The sequence below is a fragment of the Streptomyces achromogenes subsp. achromogenes genome (genome assembly GCF_000720835.1).
Classification (GTDB): Bacteria; Actinomycetota; Actinomycetes; order Streptomycetales; family Streptomycetaceae; genus Streptomyces; species Streptomyces achromogenes.
Genome location: NZ_JODT01000004.1, coordinates 209,383 through 233,530, shown reverse-complemented (window position 1 = coordinate 233,530; position 24,148 = coordinate 209,383). Strand labels below are relative to the sequence as shown.

General features: G+C 75.4%; 18 protein-coding genes. 9 read left to right on the top strand and 9 right to left on the bottom strand.

The window, feature by feature from the left end:
* Positions 1-46 precede the first annotated feature (46 nt).
* Positions 47-1,126: an NADH:flavin oxidoreductase/NADH oxidase gene (locus IH25_RS0106010; protein WP_030604158.1), complete on the top strand. Its 1,080-nt coding sequence runs from the start codon at positions 47-49 to the stop codon at positions 1,124-1,126.
* Between the two features lie 204 nt (positions 1,127-1,330).
* Here IH25_RS0106010 and IH25_RS0106005 read toward each other — a convergent pair whose 3' ends face one another.
* From IH25_RS0106005 to IH25_RS0105995, 3 genes are all read right to left on the bottom strand, one after another.
* On the bottom strand, positions 1,331-5,638 hold the full coding sequence (locus IH25_RS0106005; protein WP_030604155.1) for a cation-translocating P-type ATPase: 4,308 nt from the start codon (positions 5,636-5,638) through the stop codon (positions 1,331-1,333).
* Between the two features lie 6 nt (positions 5,639-5,644).
* Complete coding sequence (locus IH25_RS0106000) at positions 5,645-6,241, bottom strand: hypothetical protein (RefSeq protein ID WP_030604152.1); 597 nt, start codon at positions 6,239-6,241, stop codon at positions 5,645-5,647.
* A gap of 328 nt (positions 6,242-6,569) precedes the next feature.
* Positions 6,570-7,823, bottom strand: a complete 1,254-nt coding sequence (locus IH25_RS0105995; RefSeq protein ID WP_245172713.1) for an extracellular catalytic domain type 1 short-chain-length polyhydroxyalkanoate depolymerase — start codon at positions 7,821-7,823, stop codon at positions 6,570-6,572.
* Positions 7,824-8,279: 456 nt separating this feature from the next.
* On the opposite strand from IH25_RS0105995, the gene IH25_RS0105990 reads away from it, so the two are divergent.
* Entirely contained in the window at positions 8,280-9,068 is a 789-nt protein-coding gene (locus IH25_RS0105990; RefSeq protein ID WP_030604144.1) for a pectate lyase, read from the top strand.
* A 43-nt stretch (positions 9,069-9,111) separates the two neighbouring features.
* Here the strand turns inward: IH25_RS0105990 and IH25_RS0105985 are convergent, their stop codons facing one another.
* Positions 9,112-10,434 (bottom strand): benzoate/H(+) symporter BenE family transporter, encoded by a 1,323-nt coding sequence (locus IH25_RS0105985; RefSeq protein ID WP_051753797.1) that lies wholly within the window; start codon positions 10,432-10,434, stop codon positions 9,112-9,114.
* Between the two features lie 200 nt (positions 10,435-10,634).
* Positions 10,635-11,420, bottom strand: coding sequence for a PaaX family transcriptional regulator C-terminal domain-containing protein (locus tag IH25_RS0105980; RefSeq protein WP_078844148.1), 786 nt, complete (start codon positions 11,418-11,420; stop codon positions 10,635-10,637).
* A gap of 71 nt (positions 11,421-11,491) precedes the next feature.
* Between IH25_RS0105980 and IH25_RS0105975 the strand changes: the two genes are divergently transcribed.
* Positions 11,492-13,159: a DNA alkylation response protein gene (locus tag IH25_RS0105975; RefSeq protein ID WP_030604136.1), complete on the top strand. Its 1,668-nt coding sequence runs from the start codon at positions 11,492-11,494 to the stop codon at positions 13,157-13,159.
* A gap of 135 nt (positions 13,160-13,294) precedes the next feature.
* Here the strand turns inward: IH25_RS0105975 and IH25_RS0105970 are convergent, their stop codons facing one another.
* Positions 13,295-13,888: an Rv1733c family protein gene (locus IH25_RS0105970; protein WP_030604132.1), complete on the bottom strand. Its 594-nt coding sequence runs from the start codon at positions 13,886-13,888 to the stop codon at positions 13,295-13,297.
* A gap of 388 nt (positions 13,889-14,276) precedes the next feature.
* Here IH25_RS0105970 and IH25_RS0105965 point away from each other — a divergent pair, with 388 nt between their 5' ends.
* The 3 genes from IH25_RS0105965 to IH25_RS0105955 all read left to right on the top strand — a co-directional run bounded on the left by IH25_RS0105965 (position 14,277) and on the right by IH25_RS0105955 (position 17,017).
* Entirely contained in the window at positions 14,277-14,954 is a 678-nt protein-coding gene (locus tag IH25_RS0105965; protein WP_030604130.1) for a uracil-DNA glycosylase, read from the top strand.
* Positions 14,951-15,925 (top strand): N-acetylglucosamine kinase, encoded by a 975-nt coding sequence (locus IH25_RS0105960; protein WP_030604128.1) that lies wholly within the window; start codon positions 14,951-14,953, stop codon positions 15,923-15,925. The genes IH25_RS0105965 and IH25_RS0105960 overlap by 4 nt, the downstream gene beginning before the upstream one ends.
* A gap of 165 nt (positions 15,926-16,090) precedes the next feature.
* Positions 16,091-17,017, top strand: coding sequence for a sirohydrochlorin chelatase (locus IH25_RS0105955; protein ID WP_078844146.1), 927 nt, complete (start codon positions 16,091-16,093; stop codon positions 17,015-17,017).
* 521 nt (positions 17,018-17,538) lie between these two features.
* Here the strand turns inward: IH25_RS0105955 and IH25_RS0105950 are convergent.
* Positions 17,539-18,576 (bottom strand): lactonase family protein, encoded by a 1,038-nt coding sequence (locus IH25_RS0105950; RefSeq protein ID WP_030604120.1) that lies wholly within the window; start codon positions 18,574-18,576, stop codon positions 17,539-17,541.
* Between the two features lie 116 nt (positions 18,577-18,692).
* Positions 18,693-20,186 carry an FUSC family protein gene (locus IH25_RS0105945; protein WP_030604118.1) on the bottom strand — a complete coding sequence of 498 codons (1,494 nt, stop codon included), beginning with the start codon at positions 20,184-20,186 and terminating at the stop codon, positions 18,693-18,695.
* Positions 20,187-20,416: 230 nt separating this feature from the next.
* Here IH25_RS0105945 and IH25_RS0105940 point away from each other — a divergent pair, with 230 nt between their 5' ends.
* The 3 genes from IH25_RS0105940 to IH25_RS0105930 all read left to right on the top strand — a co-directional run bounded on the left by IH25_RS0105940 (position 20,417) and on the right by IH25_RS0105930 (position 23,246).
* The gene (locus tag IH25_RS0105940) at positions 20,417-20,896 is read left to right on the top strand and encodes an Lrp/AsnC family transcriptional regulator (protein ID WP_030604115.1); all 480 of its coding nucleotides are present in this window, start codon (positions 20,417-20,419) and stop codon (positions 20,894-20,896) included.
* Positions 20,897-20,916: 20 nt separating this feature from the next.
* The gene (locus tag IH25_RS0105935) at positions 20,917-21,606 is read left to right on the top strand and encodes an HAD family hydrolase (protein ID WP_030604111.1); all 690 of its coding nucleotides are present in this window, start codon (positions 20,917-20,919) and stop codon (positions 21,604-21,606) included.
* Between the two features lie 140 nt (positions 21,607-21,746).
* Complete coding sequence (locus tag IH25_RS0105930; protein ID WP_030604108.1) at positions 21,747-23,246, top strand: MFS transporter; 1,500 nt, start codon at positions 21,747-21,749, stop codon at positions 23,244-23,246.
* Positions 23,247-23,299: 53 nt separating this feature from the next.
* Here the strand turns inward: IH25_RS0105930 and IH25_RS0105925 are convergent, their stop codons facing one another.
* Positions 23,300-24,112 carry a LysR family substrate-binding domain-containing protein gene (locus IH25_RS0105925; RefSeq protein WP_030604106.1) on the bottom strand — a complete coding sequence of 271 codons (813 nt, stop codon included), beginning with the start codon at positions 24,110-24,112 and terminating at the stop codon, positions 23,300-23,302.
* Positions 24,113-24,148 lie beyond the last annotated feature (36 nt).

Here is a 24,148-nt window from a genome sequence, read left to right as displayed (position 1 = left end):
TGACGTACGAAGGGTTCAAGCCGTCCGCGACGAAACGGAGTCCGCCATGCCCGCCCTCTTCGAGCCCCTCATCCTGCGCGAAGTGACCGTCCCGAACCGGGTGTGGATGGCGCCGATGTGCCAGTACTCGGCCGAGCCGGAGGGTCCGCTCGCCGGTGTGCCGCACGACTGGCACTTCGCGCACTACGCGGCGCGGGCCGCCGGCGGCACCGGGCTGATCCTGACGGAGGCCACCGCGATCGCCCCCGAGGGCCGGATCTCCCCGTACGACCTCGGGCTGTGGAACGACACCCAGGTGGAGGCCTTCCGGCGGATCACCCGCTTCCTCACCGAGCAGGGCACCGTGCCCGGGGTCCAACTCGGTCACGCAGGCCGGAAAGCGTCGACCGACCGGACGTGGAAGGGCGGCGGGCCCGTCGGACCGGAGGCGCACGGCTGGCAGCCGCTCGCCCCGAGCGCGCTGCCGTTCAGCGAACACCACCCGGTGCCGACCGAACTGACGGTTGATCAGATCCAGGAGATCATCGGACAGTTCGCCGCCGCCGCGCGCCGGGCGCTGGCCGCGGGCTTCGAGACCGTGGAGATCCACGGCGCCCACGGCTACCTGGTCAACGAGTTCCTCTCCCCGCACACCAACCATCGCACGGACGCCTACGGCGGCTCGTACGAGAACCGCACCCGGTTCGCCCTGGAGATCGTGGACGCCGTGCGCGAGGTGTGGCCCGCGGAGAAGCCGGTGCTCTTCCGCATCTCCGCCACCGACTGGCTGGACGAGGGCGGCTGGACCGCGGACGACACGGTCCGCTTCGCCCGTGACCTGCACGCCCACGGCGTGGACCTGCTCGACGTCTCCACCGGCGGCAACGCGAACGGCGTCGGCATCCCGACCGGGCCGGGCTACCAGGTGCCGTTCGCCGCCCGGGTGAAGGCCGAGACCCCGCTGCGGGCCGGCGCCGTCGGGCTGATCACCGAGGCCGGACAGGCGGAGAAGATCCTGGCGAACGGCGAGGCCGACGTGGTCCTGCTCGGCCGCGAGCTGCTGCGCAACCCGTCCTGGGCCCGGCACGCCGCCCGCGAACTGGGCGCGGAGGTCCGGGTGCCGATCCAGTACCACCGGTCGGTCTGAACCCGGCCCCGACGGCCGTATCACCCCGGCGATCCGGGCCCGGTCCCGGCGGTCCGGGCCCGGTCCCGGCAGTCGTGCCACCGACGGCCCGCTCCTGGTCAAGGCGGCGGTCGTACCACCGGACGGTCCGGTCCCGGTGCCGAGGGTGCCGATGTTCGCGGGGCGGCCCGGTGACCCGTCGGTCGTGGCCGGTCGCCCCGGTCGTCACGTCGTCGGCAGCAGTCGTCCCACGGTCCGCTCCAAGCGGGGCAGTGACCGCTGGCCCGCCAGGGCGAGGGCGATCGCGGCCACGACGCCCGCCCACGCGAACGGGCCGAGCGGGGTGCAGCCGAACGCGCGGCTGAGGACCGGCGTCTGGACCACGGCGACGAGCGCCAGCGCGGAACCCAGCGAGGTCACCTGCACCAGCCGGCTGTCCCGCCGGTCGAGCAGGGTCTGCACCAGCTGGGTGCCGACCACCCCGCACAGGGCCATGGTGCTGGAGCGGCGGGCGGTGCCCGGGGTGAAGCGGCCGATCAGCCAGGCCGTGACCGCGCCCAGACACGTGGTCAGCGCCCGGTGCCGGATCTGCCGCAGCAGCGGGGCGCCCAGTACCGCGGAGGCGTCCTCCGGCGACCCGTTGCGCGCCCGGACCGTGCCCTGCCCGTCCTCCTTCTCCGTCACCGCCACCGCCATCGACGGGAAGAGGTCGGTGAACAGGTTCACCATCAGCATCTGCCGGGTGGACAGCGGCGCCCGCCCGGACAGCAGGGTGCCGATGATGCCGAAGCCGACCTCGCCCGCGTTGCCGCCGATCAGGATGGCGATGGCGTCGGCCACGCTGTGCCACAGGGCGCGGCCCTCGCCGACCGCGTCGACCAGGACCGTCAGATCGTCGTCGGTCAGCACGATGTCCGCCGCGTTGCGGGCGGCGGCCGAGCCCCGGGCGCTGATGCCGACGCCGATGTCCGCCGCGCGGATCGCCGCGGCGTCGTTGGCGCCGTCGCCGACCATGCCGACCACCCGGCCCGCGTCCCGGAGCGCCTCCACCACCTGGAGCTTCTGCTCGGGTGCCACCCGGGCCACCACGCCCGCGTCGCGCAGCATCCGGGCCCGGGCCGCGCGGTCGGCGGCGGCCAGCTCGTCGCCGGTGACCACCACCGTGTCCGCGGGCCAGCCCAGGTCGGCGGCGATGGCGCGCGCGGTCTGCGGATGGTCGCCGGTGAGCATCACCGGACGTACGCCCGCCCCGTTGAGCGCTTCCACCAGCGCCGTGGAGGTGTCGCGCGGTACGTCGGACAGCGCCAGCAGGCCGATGAACTCCAGGTTTTCCAGGGGCCGTTCGAGGGCCTCGTCCTCGCCCTCGGCCGTGTCGAGGCGCCGTTCGGCCACCGCGAGCACCCGCAGCCCGTCCCCGGCCAGCGCGTGGGCGGTGTCGGCGGCGTGCTCCGGCAGTCCGGCGCAGGCGGGCAGTACGGTCTCGGGGGCGCCCTTGACGACCAGCACGGGCGGGCCGTCCCCGGCGCGGCCGACGGCGGCGGCGTAGCCGCGCGCGGCCTCGAACGGCAGGTCGGCGGTACGGGACCAGTCCGGGTCGGGCGGGGCCGCGGCGAGCACGGCCTCGTCGGTGGCGTGCACCGGCCGCTCGGAGCCGCCCTCCACCTGCGGGCAGGCCCGCGCGGCGGCCCGTACGGTGCACTCGGCGCCGGCGTCGTCCACGGCGTGGACCTCGCCCTCGGCATCGGCGGTGCGCACCAGACGCAGCCGGTTCTCGGTGAGCGTGCCCGTCTTGTCGAAGCAGATGGTGTCCATGCGGCCCAGCGCCTCCAGCGTGCGCGGGGTGCGCACCAGGACACCGCCCCGGCTCAGCCGGCGGGCCGCGGCCAGCTGGGCGACCGTCGCCACCAGCGGCAGCCCTTCCGGTACGGCCGCCACGGCCACCGCGACCCCGCCGCTGACCGCCTCGCGGATCGGGGTGCCGCGCAGCAGCGCCAGGCCCGTCACGGCGGCGCCGCCCCCCAGGGTCAGCGGCAGCGCCTTGCGGCTCAGCTCCTGGAGCCTGGCCTGCACTCCGCCGGCCGGGGGCGTGCGCGCGGCGAGGTGGACGGCGCGGGCGGCCTCGGTGCGGTCGCCGGTGTCGACCACGACGGCCCGGGCCTCCCCCGCCACCACCGTCGTGCCCTCGAAGACCATGCAGCGCCGGTCGGCGACGGCGGCGTGCGGGGTGGGGTCGGTCTGCTTCTCCACCGGCAGCGACTCGCCGGTGAGCGCGGACTCGTCCACCTCCAGACCCTCCTGCCACAGCAGCCGGGCGTCGGCCGGCACCACGTCGTCCGCCTTGAGCTGGATCACATGGCCGGGCCGCAGCCGGCCCGCCTCGACGGTGCGGGTGCCGCCGGCCGGGGCCTCGGCCTGCGGCGGCACCAGCCGGGCCTTCTGCTTCTGCTCCGCGACGAGTCCGGACAGCGCCCGTTCGGCCCGTAGCCGCTGGAGGCCGCCGACCAGGGCGTTCAGGTCCAGGGCGCCGACGACGAGCAGCGCGTCCACGACCGAGCCGAGGATCGCCGACGCCGCCGAGCCGACGGCCAGAACGGGGGTGAGCGGGTCCTGGAGTTCGCTCCGGACGGCCCGGCCGAGCCGGTAGGACCAGCGGACGGGCGCGGCGGCCGGGTGCCCGGCGACGCCCTTGGCCGCCTTGCGCACCCGGGTGGCCAGCGCGTCGGCCCCGGTGTCGTCGGCCGGCTCCCGGGCCAGCCGGTCCCGGGCCTCGTCCGCGCCCAGTTCGTGCCAGTGCACCCGGGGGCGCGGGTGCGGGGCACGGGCCGCCGCCACGCCGAGCGCGGCGCGCACCCCGGACAGCAGCGCGGAGGCCGCGCCCGCGTCGACCGGCGCGTGCCGCAGCCCGGGCAGCACGCTCCGGCGGCCCCTGCCGCCGCCGGACTCGCCGACGGCGACGAGCAGCCCGGACAGCGCGGCGCCGGAGCGGGCCAGCGTCTGGGCTCGGCGGCCGACCCGGCGGGCGGCCGGGACCGCGGTCAGGACCCGCCAGACGTCGGGCAGGCCGTGCAGGGCGAGCAGGTCCGCGCCCCAGACGACCGCGCCGTCCCGGTCGGTCAGGGCGAGGGCGATGTCGGCGGCGCGCAGGGCCGCCAGGACGTCGTGCTCGCCGGCCGCGCGGACCCGCGCGACCACCAGGACGGCGCCCTCCTCGCCGCGCGCCTCGTACACCACGTCGTCCAGTGGCCGGCGCGGGTCGACGACCTGGTCGGCGAGGCCGGTGAAGTCCTCCAGGGCCGGATCGTCCACGAGGACGACTCGCAGTCCGGCCCGGCGGGCGGCGTCCAGCACCGGTTCGGCCCATGGGTCGGGCTCGCCGTCCTCGGTGCGCAGCGCGCCGGGGTGCAGTACGACGGTGCCGGCCATCTCCAGCTGGCGCAGCCGCTCCGGGGCGCGGACCAGGACGCCGGTGCGGGCCAGCGCGGCGGAGAGTACGGCGTGGAAGGCGGCCGGGCCGTAGCGGGCGGCCTTCGGGGAGCCGGCCAGCACCGCCTCCGCCGCCTCGCCGGCGTCGTGCTTGACCAGTAGGGTGGCCGCCGCGCCCAGGACGCTGCCGGCGGAGGCGTGGGCTGCGTACTCCTGGGCCGGGGAGACGTGCAACGGAGGGCGGGGCGGGCCGTCCGGGGCGAGGCTGACCCGGTCAGGGGCGCACAGCCGGTCGTGCACCGCGTCGAAGGCGGTGGAGCGGGCCACCGTCTCGGCCATCTGGCAGGCGCGCAGGACGCCGTCGAGCACCAGCGAGGTGGGGCTCTGCCCGGCGCCGTGCACGGCCGCGTTGGCGCAGGCCAGTGCGAGGTCCATGCCCTGGTCGCCGAGCCGGGCGCGCAGCCGGTCACGGAAGCGCGGGTTCTCCCGCAGCAGGGTCACGAGGGCGGTCACCATCCGGGGGGAGGGCGGCAGCCGCAGGGTGTAGGCGGTCAGGGCCACGGCGATGCCGACGGCGTCGGCGGCGAGCGTGGCCGCGGCGGCGCGCACCCCGGCCGGGTCGGCCGGGTGCGTGGTCTCCGCGACATCCCCGCCGGCCAGCGCCAGGCCGTGCCGTTCGGCCAGGTCCGCGGCGTGCGCCAGGACCCGGTCGGCGGCCTGTTCGCCGGTCGCGGTCACCACGAGGCGGGCGAGCCCCTGGTCCCAGTAGGCGACGAGCACCTCGGGATGCTCCTGAAGCGCCTCGGCCACCCGGCGCGCCAGGTGCGCGGTGCCGCCGGCGCGCCGCGCCTGGTCCCGCTCCAGGGGGCGTACGGCCAGATGGGCGCGGGCGCCCGAGCGCCAGTGGGTACCGGCGCCGGGCAGCGCGTTGCGGGCCACCCGGGCGACGCGTGCGGCGGTGTCCGCGCCGCGCACACCGGCGCGCGCGGTACTCGCGGCGGCACCGGCGGCCATGCCGACCGCCGGTGCCGCCGCCCGCGCGAGCAGGCGTGGAGCCGCGGGCAGCAGTCGTACGGCGGCCGTCGGCGCCGTCAGCAGTCCGGCCACCATGACCTCCTAGAGCGTGGTGCGGTCGGGCCGGGCGGTCGGCCCGAGGGGGCCGGCGGACGTCCTGGTCCCGGTGTCGGTACTGGTACCGGAGGACCCGGCGCCGTGATCGGCCACGGGCGGCCCGGACGGTTCGGTGTGGCCCTTGTTGTGGCCCTTGGTGTGCCCCTTGGTGTGTTCCGATTCCTTGGCGGGCCCCGGGGCAGGGCCTGCCGTATGGCTTCCGCTGCCACCCGGCGCGCTCTCGACCACCCGGCCGGGGCCGGCGCCGGACCTGAGAGCCGCGGTACCGAGGTCGTGCGCGGGCTCCGGGCGCTGCCCGACGGCGTCTCCACGCTGCCCGGGCTGATCCGGCCGGGGCTGGGTGAGCCAGGCCACCGCCGCGCCGGTGAGCGCCACCGGCCACTCCACCACGCCTGCCACGCCGAGCGCCCCGGCGCCCGCGTACACCGCCATGCGCCGGCCGCGGGGCGAGACCGCGCCGATCTTGTCGAGTGTCCCCTCGGCGGCCCTGCCCACCGTTCCGGCGCCGGGCACCCTGCGCAGGACCGAGGCGGCGCCGCGCAGGGGCGCCGTGAGGACCGACGACGACTTCTGCTCAGCCATGACTCTCCTCGGGGGGTGAGATCGCCTGACGTGCCCCCCGAGTGCCCGCGACCGCGCCGGTCATCCCCTTTTCCCGGGGGACGCCCCCGACTACCAGGGAACCTCTCCGCCCCGCGCGACGCCAGTCCCGCGCGACGCCGGTCCCCCGCGATGCCAGTCCCCGCCCGCCGGCAGGAGCGGCATCCGGGCGGCGGGCGGGGCTCGCGGGGGGGCAGGGGCTCGCGCCCTGCGCCTGGGGCGCCATGCGCCACGCGTGTCCGGCGGTCTCCACGGCGCGGCGCGCACCGACCGGCCGTCTCCCGCCGGACCGGTGCGCACCCGTAGGTGATCAACCCACCGTGCAGGCGCTCCCGTTGAGGCTGAACGCGGTCGGCGCCGTGCCGTTGCCGGTGTGGGTGGCCTGGTAGCCGAGGGTGACGCTCGCTCCGGGGGCGATGGTGGCGTTGTACGCGGCGTTGGTCGCCGTGACCGCACCGGTGCGGGCGCTGTAGTCGGCGTTCCAGCCGTTGGTGAGGGTCTGGCCGGCCGGGAGGGTGAAGTCGAGTTTCCAGCCGTTCACCGGGGCCGTGCCGGTGTTGGTGACGGTGACGGAGGCGGTCAGGCCGGTGCTCCAGGTGCTGACGGCGGCCGTGACCTCGCAGGGGCCGGCGGGCGGCTGCGGGCCGGTGCCGCCGTCGTCGCCGTCGAGGCCGAAGAAGGTGAGGGCGCGGGAGGCCATGCCCCAGCTGTAGAGGTTGTGGCCGACGCCCTGGAGGCTGATCGCCTCGACGGGGGCCCGGTCACCGGTGCCGCCGTAGCGGGTGCGGGTCCAGCCGGCGGCCGGGGTGTCGGTGGCGGCGGGGATCTGGCTCACGCCGAGCACGTTCGTCCACTGCTTGACCTCCTCCCCGAAATTGGGATAGCGCAGGGTGTCGTCCTCCGTGCCGTGCCACACCTGCATGCGGGGGCGCGGACCGGTGTAGCCGGGGTAGGCGGTGCGCACCAGGTCGCCCCACTGCTGCGCGGTGCGGGTGACGGTGCCGCCGGCACAGGCGCTGTTCCACTCGGAGCCGTCGGTGGTGGCGAAGCAGCCGAAGGGGACGCCGGAGAAGGCGGCGCCCGCCGCGAACACGTCGGGGTAGTCGCCGAGCAGGACGTTGGTCATCATCGCGCCGGAGGAGATGCCGGTGACGAAGATCCGGCCGGTGTCGGCCCCGTAGGTGCGGGTCGCCCAGTCGACCATGGACCGGATGCCGACCGGGTCGCTGCCACCGTCGTGGCGCAGCGCCTGCGGGGAGGAGACGTCGAAGCACTTGCTGGCGCGGGTGACGGACGGGTACACGAGCACGAATCCGTGCCGGTCGGCCAGCGAGGGCCACTCGGTGCCGGAGTACATCGCGGAGGCGGAGCCGCCGCACCAGTGCACGGCCACCACGACCGCCGGGTGCGGGCTGACGTTCTGCGGCACGTAGACGTACATCTGGAGGTTGCTGGGGTTGGCGCCGAACCCGGTGACCTCGGTGAGGGTGGCCGCGGGAACGGCCCCGGTCCGCGCCTGGGCCGGGGGCGCGGCGAGGCCGAGGACCGCGAGGAGCGGCAACAGAGCACCCAGCAGGGCGACGAGTGCGGTGCGCGGACCGGTTCTCGACGGGCGCGGTACAAGGGCTCTCGACTGGCGCGGTACGGGGGTTCTCGACTGGCGCGGTGTGGGGGGCACGTCACCTGTCCCTTCGGGTGCCGGGTCGTACGGGGGTCCTGACCTCGGGTCGTACGAGGGTGCTGCGTGAGCGTTCCGCGAGAGGAACACCCGGCATCGTGGCATGGACACGCAGGCCATGGAAGCGCTCCCACCCCACTTCTCCACGGGCCGGAAAAGCGCTGCGCGACCCGTTGACTAGAAAGCGCTTGCATCCTACGGTCCGTTCATCAGCGTGACCGTACGGCTCGCAAGGCGACCGTTTCGACCACGCGACCCCCCACAGGGGTCCTTCATGGCGTACGTGGTTCGCGTACATAACCCCCACAGAGCAGCACCCCACGGAAGAAGGCACTTCGGGACATGACCTCATCAGCGACCTCGCGCGGTCTGCTCGGCGGACTCGCCACACTCGGACTCACGCTTGGCATGATCATGACTTCCGGGACTCCGGCGGACGCGGCCACCTGGCCGACCCCGAACGGCAGCCAGGCGGTCTCCTCCACCATCTCGGTGTCCGGCACCAAGGACTACGGGATGAAGCGGCTGTACGGCAGCGGCGACCTCGGCAGCGACGGCCAGGACGAGGACCAGGGGCCCCTGCTGGAACTGGCTCCCGGCGCGGTCCTCAAGAACGTCGTGATCGGCTCCCCCGCCGCCGACGGCATCCACTGCCTGGGCAGCTGCACGCTGCAGAACGTGTGGTGGGAGGACGTCGGCGAGGACGCGGCCACCTTCCTCGGCTCCTCGTCGTCCAACGTCTACACCGTCAGCGGCGGCGGGGCGAAGGAGGCGAGCGACAAGGTGTTCCAGTTCAACGGGGCCGGCACGCTGAACGTCTCGAACTTCGCGGTGAAGAACTTCGGCACGTTCGTCCGCTCCTGCGGCAACTGCAAGACGCAGTACAAGCGGACGATCGCCCTCAGCGGCATCGAGGCGACCTACAAGGGCAACAAGCTCGTCGGCATCAACACCAACTACGGCGACAGCGCGACCCTGCGCAACATCACCATCGTCGGCGACACCAGCAAGAAGATCGTTCCCTGCCAGAAGTACATCGGCAACAACACCGGCGCCGAACCGACCACCAACGGCTCGGGCCCGGACGGCACCTACTGCAAGTACTCCAGCTCGGACATCACCTACAAGTGAGCCCCGCGGGCCGGGCCGCCGCCGGTGGCGGCCCGGCCGTGGGTCAGGCGCCCGCCGTCCGCCCGCGCCGGCGTCCGGACAGGACGAGGTGGGCGGCGACGCCGAAGACAAGGCCCCAGAAGGCGGAACCGATGCCGAACAGGGTGACGCCGGAGGCGGTGGCCAGGAATGTGATCAGCGCGGCCTCGCGGTCCTTCTCCTCCTTGACCGCGCCGGTGAGACCCCCGGCGAGCGCGCCGAACAGGGCCACACCGGCGATGGCGGCGACCAGTTCGCCCGGCAGCCCGGCGAAGAAGGTCACCAGCGTCGACCCGAAGGCACCGATCAGCAGATAGCAGACGCCGCAGGAGACACCCGCCACATACCGCCGCCGCGGATCGGGGTGCGCTTCCGGCCCGGTGCAGATCGCGGCCGTGATCGCGGCCAGGTTGACCGCGTGCGATCCGAAGGGGGCGAGCACGGTGGACGCCACTCCGGTGGTGCCGATGAGCAGCCGGTCCCCGGGCCGGTAGCCGGAGGCGGAGAGCACCGCCATGCCCGGGGCGTTCTGCGAGGCCAGGGTGGCCACGATCAGCGGCACGGCGATACCGACGAGCGAGGCGAGGGAGAACTCCGGGGCGGTGAGCACCGGCCGGGCCGGCTCGATCGCCTGGAGGCTGACGTGCAGCCGTGACGTCGCCGCGCTGCCGGCCACCCCGGCGGCGAGCGCGACGAGCACCGCGTACCGGGGCAGCAGCCGCTTGGCCAGGAGGTAGGCGAGCAGCACGGAGCCGGCGATGAACGGGGCCGTCTTCAGCGAGGTGAAGACATGCGTGCCGAAGCCGAACAGGATGCCCGCCAGCATCGCCGAGACCACCGCCTGCGGCACCTGGCGCATCAGCCACCCGAACACCCCGGTCAGCCCGACCAGCGTGATGACGGCACCGGTGATCAGGAACGCGCCGACGGCTTCGGCGTAGGAGTACGCGCCGAGGCTCGTCACCAGCAGCGCCGCGCCCGGCGTCGACCAGGCGGTGATGACCGGCATCCGGGTGCGCAGGCTCAGCCCGACGCAGGTCAGGCCGCTGCCTATGGAGATCGCCCACACCCAGGAGGCGGTCTGCGCGGGGTCGAGGTGTCCGGCCGAGGCCGCCGCGAGCACGATGACCAGTGTCCCGGAGTAGGAGACGACGACGGCGACGAAGCCCGCCAGCACGGCGGACAGCGACGCGTCCCGCAGCAGCCGGGGCCGGCGGCCGTGCGGTTCCGGTCCTCCGGCCGGCCGCCCGGCCGGTTGCCCGGCGGGTTGCCCGGCAGGCCGGCCGACGGCGGACGGGGTGCCCGGCGGGGTGTCGGTCTCGGGGGACTCGGGGGACTCGGGGCTCAACTGTCTTCCTCCGCGGCCCCTTTCGGGCCAGTTCCGGGCCGGCTTCCGGACCTGTTCAGGCCGGCGACGACGTCGACCGTACAGCGGTGTCCGAGGACGGTCGCCAGGAGGGATCCCGCGCCCGCCTCACGACGTGGAGACCCGTCACCGTGGGCGGCCGGGTCCCCCGATGGCGTCGGCGCGGTGAACGCGCTCTTCCCCTACGCCCCGCGCGCCCCGAGGTCCCGTCGGTAACCGGCGTACGCCGTGCGCAGTTCCTCCCCCGGCCAGTCGGCGGGCAGCAGGACGGGCGGCAGGACGGGGTCGGCGAGCAGATGGCGGACGGCCGCCGCGTAGGCGGTGAACCGGTCGGCCGGGCGGTCGGCCCGGGCCGCGTGGGCGAGCAGGGAGCGCGCGGTGGCCGCCCACTCGGCCAGCGGCCACAACCGGGCGGCCAGCTCGCCCGGGGGCTCGTCGGGACGGGCGGTGTACGTCAGCGCCACCCGGTGCACCTCGGCGGGCAGCGGCCGGTCGAGGTTGGCCGGGCGCAGCCACACGCCCTCACGCAGTTCGGCCAGGCGCAGGGCGGTCAGCCGGGCGCGCAGTTCGGCGCGTTCGGCGGGGCCGCGTCCGGTCGCCGTGATCACCACCATCTCCCAGTCGCCGTGCCACGCGCGCGTGCGCGGCCGTACGGCGTCGTCCTGGCGCCGCTGCCGCTCCAGCAGCCGGTCGCTGAGCCGGTACACGGCGTCCGTGCGCCGCAGGTCCCCGGCGGCCACCATCCGGCTCAGCGCGGCCCGCAGCGTGGAGCCGCCGATCCCGAACGGTTCCACGAGCCGGACCAGGTCCCGCACCGGCAGTTCCGGCGGGTGGACGCCGAGGAGCAGGCTCAGCACCACCGACCGGGCGGACAGCGGTCGCAGGGCCGCCGGGTCCGGCACCACCGGGTCCGGCACCGGTCGGTCCGGCACCGGTCGGTCCGGCTCCACCGGGACGTTCGCGCACATGGACCCGTACTGTACGTGCGCCGGCTTGTTGCAGTATTGCTACGGCCGCACGCAGAGTGCAACATGCTCGTATGGTCTCGATTCCCGCGCAGTCGCCGCCCCAGCCGCAGTCCGGCACGCACGACGTCACCAACCAGCCCCCGCCGCTCGCCCCGTACGACGCCTCCGACGACCCGGCCCTGCTGGAGGGGCTGCGGCGGGAGGGCGCCGGATGGGCCGAGGAGAACCTCCGCCGACTGGGGGCGCGCGCCGGGAGCGCGCAGGCGCAGGAGTGGGGCGAACTGGCGAACCGGTACGAGCCGGTGCTGCGCACCCACGACCGCTACGGCCACCGCGTCGACGAGGTCGACTTCCATCCCGCCTGGCACCACCTGATGCGGACCGCGGTCGCCGAGGGCCTGGCCGGCGCCCCGTGGGCCGACGACCGGCCGGGCGCGCACGTGGCCCGGACCGCGGGCGGCCTGGTGTGGGGACACACCGAGGCGGGACACGGCTGCCCCACCTCGATGACGTACGCGGCCGTACCCGCCCTGCGCGCCCAGCCGGACCTGGCCAAGGTGTACGAACCGCTGCTCACCAGCCGGGAGTACGACCCCGAGTTGCGCGTGCCCGCCGACAAGCCCGGGCTGCTCGCCGGAATGGGCATGACGGAGAAGCAGGGCGGCTCCGACGTCCGCACGAACACCACCACCGCCACGCCCACCGGCGAGCCGGGCGTGTACACGCTGCGCGGGCACAAGTGGTTCACGTCGGCGCCGATGTGCGACGTCTTCCTGGTGCTCGCGCAGGCCCCGGGCGGGCTGTCGTGCTTCCTGGTGCCGCGCGTCCTGCCGGACGGCAGCCGCAACACCTTCCGCATCCAACGGCTGAAGGACAAGCTGGGCAACCGCTCCAACGCCTCCTCCGAGCCGGAGTTCGACCGGACCGTGGCCTGGCTGGTGGGGCCGGAGGGCCGAGGGGTGAAGACCATCATCGAGATGGTCAACTGCACCCGGCTGGACTGCGTGATGGCCTCGGCGACGCTGATGCGCAAGACGCTGGTCGAGGCGGGCCACCACGCCCGGCACCGCGGCGCGTTCGGCGCCCGGCTGATCGACCAGCCGCTGATGCGCAACGTCCTCGCCGATCTCGCGCTGGAGTCGGAGGCCGCGACGACGCTCACGCTGCGCCTCGCGGGCGCGGCCGACCGCGCGGTGCGCGGGGACGCCGGGGAGCGGGCCTTCCGGCGCATCGCCACCGCCGTCGGCAAGTACTGGGTCACCAAGCGGGGCCCGGCCTTCACCGCCGAGGCCCTGGAGTGCCTGGGCGGCAACGGGTACGTCGAGGATTCCGGCATGCCCCGGCACTACCGGGAGGCCCCGCTGCTGTCGATCTGGGAGGGCTCCGGGAACGTCAACGCGCTCGACGTGCTGCGCGCCCTCGGCCGGGAACCGGACACCGCCGAGGCCCTGTTCGCCGAACTCGCCCTGGCGCGCGGGGCCGACGCCCGTCTCGACGCGACCGCGGCCGCGCTCAGGGACGAGTTGGCCGGAACCGATCAGGTGGGCGCCCGCCGGCTGGTCGAGCGGATGGCGCTCGCGCTCCAGGCCTCCCTGCTGGTACGGCACGCCCCGCACCCGGTCGCGGACGCCTTCTGCGCGTCCCGGCTGGGCGGCGACTGGGGGCACGCGTTCGGCACCCTGCCCGCCGGGACCGGCCTCGACGCCATCCTGGAGCGCGCCCTGCCCGGCGGGAGTTGACCGCGTCAACCGGCTCCGGAGGCCGGTCGGCGCCGTGGCGCGTACGCGGGTGTGGCGAGCAGCGGGCCGGTGGGAGGACCCCGGACCGTCGGGCGAAGCAAGTACGCGGCTTACGAGGACCGGGGACCGGCGGGGTCAGACCATGCGCCCCCACTGCGGGCCGAGGCGGGCCCATTCCGTGTCCCACGCCCGCATGCGGCGGCGCTCCAGGCGGCCCCGTACGGCCAGGCCCGCGACGCAGGGCACGGCGGCGGCGCTCACGCCGACCAGGAGGCCGATCAGGGTGGCCCGTAAGGCGGCCTCGGAGGCGGTGGTGGGGCGCTCGACGAGCCGGCCCCGCGGGTCGGTCCAGACGGTGACCGGCGTGCCGGGCCCGCTGCCGGAGCCCGCCCGGATCCGGCCGGTGTGGGCGGAGCCGTCGGCCGCCGTCCAGCGGACCTCGGTCCAGCCCCGCTCACCCGCCGAGGCGCGGTCCTCCCGCGCGGCGGACTTCTCCGGGGCCGGGGTGACCACCCGGGCCACGGTGGGCCGCCGCAGGGTCCGTTCGCGGGCGAGCCCGTGCTCCACCGCGCCGGCCGCCGCGAGGCCCGCCAGCACTCCGGCCAGGACGGTCAGCAGGAAGGCGCCGAGCACCACCCAGGCCTCCACCACGTCGGCCCGGCGTCTGAGCGGGTTCCGCCGCCAGCGCCACAGCCACACCTTCGGACCACGGAACGCCTTCAAGGGCATCCTCCTCACGAGCGCACCGACCGGCCGGACCGCCCTCCCGTACGGGAGGGATCGCTCCGTTGCTCACGACGAGCCGTCACCCCGACGGTCGCACGAGACACCCCTCTTGCGCAGGCGCATGCCGGAACGGAACCGGCCGATCTTCGCCACTGTCCGACGACATGGGTGGTGACCTGCGCGGACGCCCGTGGTGGGGGGATTGTCAGTGGTGGGGTGCACACCGACCGATATCCGACGACCACCCGGACAGACGGCTATCCGGACAACGGCGTCCCGGAGGCGACCGGTCAAACGGGACGGTCCGGCGGGCCGGTGCGGGTGGCCGGGCCCGGTCGTGCTCCGGCCGTCGGTTGATCGGCGACGGGTGTACGGCAGTAGGGTGACGCCCGTGGCACCACGACCGTTGCATGAAATCGTCGAACCGGGCTGGGCGAAGGCCCTCGAACCCGTCGCCGGACGGATCGCCGACATGGGCGACTTCCTGCGCGCGGAGATCGCCGCGGGACGCACGTACCTCCCGGCCGGACCGAACGTCCTGCGGGCCTTCCAGCAGCCCTTCGACGAGGTGCGTGTCCTGATCGTCGGTCAGGACCCGTACCCCACCCCCGGGCACGCGGTGGGGCTGTCGTTCTCCGTCGCGCCGGAGGTACGCCCGCTGCCGCCCAGCCTGATCAACATCTTCCGCGAGCTGCACAGCGACCTCGGGCTGCCGCAGCCGTCCACCGGGGATCTCACCCCGTGGACCCAGCAGGGCGTCCTGCTGCTCAACAGGGCGCTGACCACCGCGCCGCGCAGTCCGGGGGCGCACCGCGGCAAGGGCTGGGAGGAGGTCACCGAGCAGGCGATCCGGGCCCTGGCGGCACGCGGCAAGCCGTTGGTGTCCATCCTGTGGGGCCGCGACGCCCGCAATCTGCGTCCGCTGCTCGGCACTCTGCCCGCGGTGGAGTCCGCGCACCCCTCGCCGATGTCGGCCGACCGCGGCTTCTTCGGCTCCCGCCCGTTCAGCCGGGCCAACGACCTGCTGATGCAGCAGGGCGGACAACCGGTGGACTGGCGTCTGCCGTGACGGCCCCGGGGTATCTCGCCGTGGACTCCGGCGGTTCCGGCCTCCGGGTCGCCGTCGGTGTGCCCGGGCGGGAGCCCTCGGCGCGGGGCGAGACCCGGGAGCCGGTCCGCACCGGTGACCGGGGCATCGACCCCGGCCACCTGATGGCCCAACTCGTCCCGGTGGCCCGCTCCCTGGCCGCCGAGGCGGGGCTCGGCGCCTTGCCCACGGCTGTCGTCGGGGCCGCCGGGTTCGCCAGCCTGGGCGACGCCCTGCGCGCCGAACTGCCCGGCGCCCTCGCCCGGGAACTGGGCGTGCGTGCCGTGGCGCTGGCCGCGGACGCCGTCACCGCGTACGTCGGCGCCCTCGGGCCGCGTCCGGGTGCCGTCCTGGCCGCGGGCACCGGACTGATCGCCGTCGGCACCGATCTGACGGGCTGGCGGCGGGCCGACGGCTGGGGGCATCTGCTGGGCGACTGCGGGGGCGGCGCCTGGATCGGGCGGGCCGGCCTGGAGGCCGCGCTGCGCGCCCACGACGGCCGCGACGGCGGTTCCGCGCCGCTGCTGGCCCGCGCCGAGGAGCGGTTCGGCCCGGTACGCGGCCTGCCCGGCATGCTGTACCCCCGGGCCGACCGGGCCGCCGTACTGGCCTCCTTCGCGCCCGAGGTGGCCGCGTGTGCCGCGCACGACCCGGTCGCCGCCGGCGTCCTGCGCGCGGCGGCCCGGCACATGGCCGAGTCCGCCGCCGCCGTGTGCCCGTCCGACGGCGCCCCCGAAGTGGCGCTGACCGGCGGCCTGTTCAAGCTGGGCGAGCCACTCCTCGGACCGCTGCGCGAGGAACTGGCGCGCCGGCTGCCGCACACGCGGCAGGTGCCGGCCGAGGGGGATCCGCTGCACGGCGCGGTGCGGATCGCGACGGATCTGGCGACGGACCGGCTCGCCCTGCCGGGTGAACCGGCGCTGCTGTGCGTGGTGCGCGACCGAAAAAGCTGAGGGTCCCGTTTCGGGCGGTTGCGTCCCGGTGCCGGGTCATGCGTCCGGCATGTGCCCGGTCCGGGTGGTATCCGCGCGTAACTCATCAGACAAAACCGGACGGATACCGCTCACCTGCACCCTCCCCGAACGGAGGAGCCCACGAAACCAGTAACATGCGGCGCCATGAGCTCCCCCACTGGACCCGCGTCCGGCCTGCCCGTACGAATGCCGCGACCCCGCCAGCCCGGACGGCACCGCCGTCCGGAGCCGCTGGTGGCTCCCGAGGGCGCGCCCGCGCTCGTCCTCGCGGTGCCCGGCGCGCCCAGCGCCGGCACGCGCGGCCTCGCCGAGGAGGTCGTGAGCATCGCCCGCTCCGAACTGCCCGGCCTGGACGCCCGGATCGGGTACCTGGACGGGGACGACACCGAGTTCCCCACGCTCCGCTCCGTGCTGGCGCGCACCGCCGAGGAGCGCACCGCGCGGTACGAGCAGGCGGTCGCCGCCGGGATCGAGGGGGTCACGGAGCCCGAGGGGCCGGTCGCCGTCGTCGTTCCGCTGCTGGCCGGTCCGGACAGCGCGCTGCTGCGGCGCATCCGGCAGTCCGTGATGGACAGCCGGGTCGCCGCCGAGCTGACCGACGTCCTCGGCCCGCACCCGCTGCTCGCCGAGGCGCTGCACGTGCGGCTGTCCGAGGCGGGTCTGGCCCGTGCCGACCGCGCCCGGCTGTTCACCGTGGCCACCGCCGCCGACGGCATCATCCTGGCGGCCGTGGGCGGCGAGGAGGCCGTGCAGGCGGCCGGGATCACCGGCATGCTGCTCGCCGCGCGCCTGGCCGTGCCGGTGATGGCGGCGGCCCTGGACGAGGAGGGCTCCATCGCCTCCGTGGCCGAGCAGCTGCGTTCCGCGGGTTCGCAGCAGCTGGCCCTGGCGCCGTACCTGATCGGCCCGGAGATCGAGCCCGGGCTGCTCGCCGCGGCGGCCGAGGAGGCGGGCTGCTCGACGGCGGAGGCCCTGGGCGCGTACCCGGCGGTCGGCAAGCTCGCGCTCGCCAAGTACACGACGGCGCTGGGCATCGCCCCGCAGCAGCCGCAGGGCGTCCCCGTCTGCTGATCCGCCGGCCACCGGCACCACCCAGGGCTCAGGGCTCGCGTACGACACGGGGCCCGCTCCTTCCCGGAGCGGGCCCGTCGCCGTACCCCGGGCAGCGCAACGCCTCCCGGCGGCCCACTGCCGCCCCCGGCCCTACGCCGTCCCCGACCCGCTGCCGCCCCGCGGTCCCGCCCAGTCGGCTCCCGCACCCGGGCACCGCAACGCCTCCCGGCGATCCACTACCGCCCCCGGCCCAACGCCGTCCCCAACCCGCTGCCGCCCCGCGGTCCCGCCCAGTCGGCTCCCGCACCCAGGCGCCGCAACGCCTCCCGGCGGTCTACTACCGCCCCCGGTCCGCCGCCGTCCCCGGTCCGCCCCGCCCTCGACCCGCTGCCGCCCCACGGTCTGCCCCGGTCGCCACCCGCCCCGGTCGGCACCGCGCCTCGGCCGGCTGCCGTCCAGGTCGGCTCCAGCCCCGGTCGGCTCCCGTCCCCCGTCCGCTCCCGTCCTCAGCTGAAGACGACCCCCGCCGAAGACGACCCTCAGCCGAAGACGACGCAGGAGGCCGCGGCGACCCGTACCGAGCCGTCGTAACGGGGGATGCCCGTCGTCGGGTCCACGGCGAACCAGGAGACGTCGCCGGAGCGCTCGTTGGCCGCGTAGAGGAAGCCGGCGTGTTCGGCCAGCGCGCGCGGCCAGTGCCCGCCGCAGGGCACCGTGCCGGTCAGCCGGAGCCCGTCCGCCTCGACGGCGAGGACCGACAGGACGTCCTCGCCGCGGGTCGCGGTCCACACGAAGCGGCCGTCGGGCGAGACGACGATCCCCGACGGGTAGGCGTCGCCGGCCGGCGCTTCGCGCAGCACGGGGACCTCGGTCAGGGGCCTCAGCGTGCCGCCCTCGGCGTCCCAGCGGCACACCGTGACCGTGGGCGTCAGTTCGTTGACCACGTAGGCGTGGCCGCCGTCCGGGTGGAAGGCGAGGTGGCGGGGGCCGGAGCCGGGGCGCAGGGCGAACTCGCGGTGCACGGCGGGGCTGCCGTCCACCAGGGTGCACACCCGCACCGAGTCCGTCCCGAGGTCGACGCTGACGGCCCACCGGCCGCTGGGGTCGGGCTGCGCCTGATGGGCGTGCGGGCCGCGCTGCCGTCGGTCGTGCGGCCCGGAGCCGGTGTGCTGGAGCCGTCCGGAGGGCGCGCCGGCGAGCGAGCCGTCCGGGCGCAGGGGTACGGCGGTGACGCTGCCGCAGCCGTAGTTGGCGGTCAGCACGTGCCCGGCGTACAGGCCGAGGTGGGTGGGGCCGCTGCCGCCCACCGGTACCGGCGCGCCGGCGGGTTCCGGCCGGTCTCCGGCGACACGGTAGGCGGCCACGGCTCCCTCGGCGGTCTCGCTGACCGCGTAGAGGGTGTTCCCGTCCGGGGCGAGGGCGAGGTAGGAGGGGTCGGGGACGTCCTTGACGGCCGACAGCAGGGTGAGGGCCCCGCCCCCCGGCGCGACCTCGGCGGTCACCAGTCCGGGGCCGCCCGCCGCCGTGAACGATCCGATGAACGCCCGGCGCCTGCCCGCCCTGCCGTCCCGTGCCACCGCTGTCCCCTCTCGGTCGAGCCCGTCGAGCCAGTCCGGGGCCGACGGTAGCAGTCCCCGCGGCGCGGTCTAGACCAAGGGCCGGGGGCGGGGCGGTTCGCGCCGTGCCGGGGCGGTCAGGCGCCGACCAGCCGGGACCGGGACGGTGTGCGCAGCGGCTCCGCGAGGTCGGCGAGGGCGCGCTCCAGGCCGTGCAGATGGACGAGGGCGGGTTCGGCGGGCGGTTCGGCGGGGTGCGGGAGGGGTTCGGCGCGGCCCGCGGTGAGGGCCTCGACGGCCGTCTCGACCCGCCAGCAGGCGGCGGCGAGGCGGGCATCGTGGGAGGCCTCGGGGTCGGCGGCGACCGCGACCAGGCCGCGGACCTCGCGGGCGCAGTCGTCGAGCAGCGCCAGGACCCGGCGGGCCCGCGCCTTGCGGGCCGGCATCGGGTTCAGCGGGTGCACCAGCGGCGCCACCGACAGCCTCACCCGGCCGAGCAGCTGCTCCAGTTCGGCGACGCGCGGGGCGGGGTCGGCCGTGGCGGAGCCGGCCAGCCGGGCGGCGGCCTCGGCGGTGCAGGCGTGCACGCAGCGCAGGGCCCGCTGGATCCAGGCGTCGGTGGTGGCGTGCGTGGTGACCGGGAGCACGAGGAGGACGGCGAGCGCGGCACCGAGCGCGCCGACCCCGGTCTCGGCGAGCCGCAGCGCGAGCAGTCCGGGGCTGAGGACGCCGAGCAGTCCGTACAGGGAGGTGGCGAGCAGGGTCACCCAGAGCATCATCCAGGTGTAGGAGACGGCGGCGGTGTAGAAGATGCCGAAGACGCAGACGGCGACGAGGACGGCCGTCGGGACGGGCGCGCCGTGCACGGGGACGGCGACGAGGAGGCCCAGGCCGATGCCGAGCACCGTGCCGAGGACCCGGCGGAAGCCGCGCACCAGGGTCTCGCCGCGCGAGGCGGTGTTGACGAAGATCCACCACGTGGCGCCGACGGCCCAGTACCAGCGCTGGCCCGACACCAGCTGCCCCACCACCAGCGCGAAGCCGGCCCCGGCGGTCGCCTGGACGGCCTGCCGGGTGGTGATCCGGGCGAGGCCGGTGCCGCCGAGCGGGGCGGGCGGGGCGGCGGCCGGGGCGAGCCGGCGCTCGTAGCACCACAGTCCGAACCGGACGCCGGCCGCAGCGAGCACGGAGAGCAGCACGGCGGCGTACAGCTCGGGCAGCTGGGGCGGGGTGGCGTGCAGGAACTGGGCCACGAAGAAGGTCATGAAGGCGAACACACCGACGCTGTGCCCGCGCGGGCCCCACCGCCGGGCGTAGACGCCGGCGCCGGTGACGGTCAGGAAGGTCAGGTCCCGGGCCACGGGGTGGTCGTGCAGTCCGGCCGCGGCGGCGAGCACCGGGACGCCCACGACGGGCAGCAGGGCGGTGGTGACCGCCTGCCCGCGCACGGTCGGGTCGGCGACGGTGAACAGCGCGAGCAGCGCGGCGAGTCCCCCGGTGACCGCTCCGGGGAGGGAGTGTCCGGCCAGTCCGCAGACCACGACCGCCAGCCCGATGCCGAGGACGGCCCGCGCGGCGAAACGCAACCGCGCCCGCCCTGGGTCCGGTGCCACGAACATCCTCTTCAGCACTGCTGCCCTCCCCTGGGAACACCGATACGGAAAAGGCGCCGCGGGGATCCGCAGCGCCATTGACACGTCCATGAGAGCATCACCGGGGTCACTGGCTCAAGTCAGCCCCGTTTCTCCGGGCCATTGGCCCACTACGAGCACCGCACCCGTACCCACCGGAACGCCAACGCAGCAGGTCGCAGGGCATACAGTGCCCGGCCTCGGCTGGGCCATTGGTACAGTCGTCCATCATGGCCGTGGACGAACTCGACACCCGCATCCTGCGGCTGCTCCTGGAGCAGCCGCGCACCAGCGTGCGCGAGTACGCCCGCATCCTCGGCGTGGCCCGCGGCACCCTCCAGGCCCGCCTGGACCGGATGGAGCGCGACGGCGTGATCACCGGCACCGGCCCCTCCCTCTCCGCCGCCGCGCTGGGCCATCCGGTACTGGCGTTCGTGCACATCGAGGTCACCCAGGGACACCTGGACGACGTGGGGGACGCGCTGGCCGCCGTGCCGGAGATCGTGGAGGCCTTCTCGATCACCGGCGGCGGGGATCTGCTGGCCCGGGTGGTGGGCCGGGACAACGCGCATCTGGAGGACGTGATCCAGAAGCTGATCAGCCTCCCGGGCGTAGTGCGCACCCGCACCGAGGTGGCGCTGCGCGAGCGGGTCCCGTACCGGCTGCTGCCCCTGGTGGAGTCGGTGGGCCGGACGACGGCGCGCGGCTGACGGTTGGCATGCTGGGCGCCATGAGCGATCTCGGCACCCTCTCGGTCATCTTCGATCTCGACGGAACGCTCGTGGACAGCGAGCCGAACTACTACGAGGCGAGCCGGCAGACCCTGGCCGCACACGGCGTCCCCGGATTCACCTGGGCGGACCACGAGGGCTACGTCGGCATCAGCACCCGGGAGTCGGTACGGATCTGGCGCGAGCGCTACGGACTGCGCGCCTCGGAGCCGGAGCTGCTGGCCGAGACGAACCGCCGCTATCTGGACCTGGCCCGCACCCGCACCCGCGCGTACCCGGAGATGCGCGCGTTCGTGGAGCTGCTGGCCGCCGCGAACGTCCCCATGGCGGTGGCCTCGGGCTCCTCCCCGGAGGCCATCGAGGCCGCCCTCACGGGCACCGGCCTCGCCGCCCACCTGCGCACGACGGTCTCGGCCGACGAGGTCCCCCACGGCAAACCGGCCCCCGACATCTTCCTCGAGGCGGCCCGCCGCCTCGGCACACCCCCGGCCGACTGCGTGGTCCTGGAGGACGCGGCCCCCGGCGCCGCCGCGGCCCACGCGGCCGGCATGCGCTGCATCGCCCTCCCGTACGTCCCCACCCAGGCGGACGCCCCCGAGTTCACCACCGCGTCCCTGCTGCTGCGCGGCGGGCAGGCGGACTTCCGGGCGGGGGCGGCGTACGCGTGGCTGCGCAACGGGACCCGCTGAAACAGCGCGGACCTGAGGGCAGCTGAAACGGCGCGGACCTGAGGGCGGATCGGCGTCCGCCGACCGGGCTCGCCGAACGGCTCCGCTACGGACGGCCCTCTGCGCGTGCGCGGTCGGCCGTGGCTGCTTAGCGTGACCCCATGAGCACAGTCCAGGCACGGCCCGCCCCCGACGAGCGGCGGTGGAAGGCGCTCGGGGTCTGTCTGGCGGCGGGTTTCATCTCGCTCCTCGACACCTCGATCGTGAACGTGGCACTTCCCTCCCTGGAGCACGGGCTGGGGGCCTCCGAGGCGGTCCAGTCATGGGTGGTCTCCGGGTACGCCCTCACCTTCGGGCTGGCGCTGGTCCCGGCCGGCCGGCTGGGCGACATGCGCGGCCGGCGCCAGGTCTTCCTCGTCGGTCTCGCCCTGTTCACGGTGGCCTCGCTGGCGTGCGGGCTCGCCTCCGGCCCCGGCTCGCTGGTGGTGTTCCGGCTGATCCAGGGCACGGCGGCGGGCATGGTCGCGCCGCAGACCTCGGGGCTGATCCAGCAGATGTTCCAGGGCTCCGAGCGGGCCAAGGCCTTCGGTGTGCTCGGCACGGTCATCGGGGTGTCCACGGCGGCGGGTCCGCTGGCGGGCGGGCTGCTGATCGACGCCGCCGGCACCGGCGAGGGCTGGCGCTGGGTGTTCTTCGTCAATCTGCCGATCGGGGTGGCCGCCTTCATCGCGGGGCTGCGGCTGCTGCCCCGTTACCCGGCGGCGGGCAAGCGCGAGGTGTTCGACCTGTTCGGGGTGCTGCTCCTCGGCGCGGGCGTGCTCGCGCTGATGCTGCCCCTGGTGCAGGAGCAGCAGTGGACCGGACGGGAGAAGTGGGCGCTGGTGCCGGTGGCGCTGGTGCTGCTGGGCGCGTTCTGGGCCTGGGAGCGCCGACAGGGGGTGCTCGGGCGCGCCCCGCTGGTGGACCCGGGCCTGTTCTCCCTGCGTTCCTTCACCCTGGGCTCCCTGATCAGCCTCACCTATTTCGCGGGCTTCACCACCGTCTTCTTCCTCTACGCCCTGTACCTCCAGAACGGCGTGGGCTACAGCGCGCTGGCGTCGGGGCTGACGGTGCTGCCGTTCGCGGCGGCCTCCGCGGTCGGGGCCGCCGCCGGCGGGCGGCTGGTGGTGCGGTTCGGTCGCAAGCTGGTCGTCATCGGGCTGGGCGGGGTGGCCCTCGGGCTGCTCGGAGTGATGGCGGCGGTGGCCCTGGTCCCCGGACCGAACCTGGGCTGGGCGTCGGCGCTGCCGCTGCTCGTCGGAGGCATCGGGTCCGGCCTGACGGTCTCCCCGAACACCACCCTCACGCTCACCCGGGTCCCCGTGCAGCGCGCGGGCGCGGCCGGCGGAGTCCTCCAGACGGGCCAGCGCGTCGGCTCGGCGGCCGGGATCGCGGTGGTGGGCTCGGTGTACTTCGCCCACCTCGCCAACCACGGCCGTACCGATACGGCGATGCAGCTCGGGCTGCTCTCCGCCGTGGGCATCATCATGGTCGCCCTGCTGCTGGCGGTCGCCGACCTGCGGGAACGCCATGTACGGCCCGAGCCGGAGAAGACCGCGGAACCGGCCGGGCCGGGCCGCGGCGAGGGCGGTGCCGTGGAGGGGGTACGGCCGGGGGCGTGAGGAGGGGCCGACGGTGGCCCGAGCACCTCTGTGCCGCCTTCGCCGGACCGCGCTCACGACCTCCGGCGCGGCTTGCCCCGCTTGGCCGGTTTGGCCGGCCGGCCGCCGGTACGGGCGCCCGCCGTGCGGCCCGCCGGTTTACCGGAGGACTTCGATGCCGACTTGCCCGCGGACTTCGCCGCCGGCTTGGCGTTCTGCCGGCTGCCGTCCCGCTCGGAGCGCCCCTGCCGGGCGTCGGCCGCGGGTTGTGCCGTCGTACGGCCCCGGGTGCTGTTGACCGTGCGGCCGCGGACGATGCCGATGAAGTCCTCCACCAGGTCGGTGGTGGCCTCCTCGGGCCAGGACAGGGCGACGCTCGACTGCGGTGCGTCGACGACCGTGCGGTAGGTGAGGTCCCGGCGGTGGTAGAGGCGGGCCAGCGACTGCGGTACGACCAGGAGGCCGATGTTCGCCGCCACCAGCTCGATGGCGTCCGGGGTCGTGGCGGGGCGCTCGAAGGCGGGTTCGCCCGGCGGGGCGTCCCAGTCGAAGACGTCGTCCAGGGGGTGGAGGAGCACCTCGTCGGCGAGGTCGGCCAGGGTCACCTCCTCCGCCGCCGTGATCAGGTGGTCCTTGGGGACCACGACCACCGTGGTCTCGGTGTACAGCGGGATCGCGCTGAAGTACGTACGGTCGACCGGCAGCCGGACGAAGCCCGCGTCCGCCTCCCCCGCGCGCAGCACCCCGGGCGCCTCGGCGGCCGGGACCTGGACGAGGGTGAGCGGGATGCCGGGCAGCCGCTCGTTCCAGGTCCTCACCCACTTGGCGGGCGTCACCCCGGGAACGTACGCGAGCCGGAACGACGGTGATTCCTCCGAGCCTGTCACCAGGCCAGACTACCGGCCGCCGGCGTCCGTCCGGTT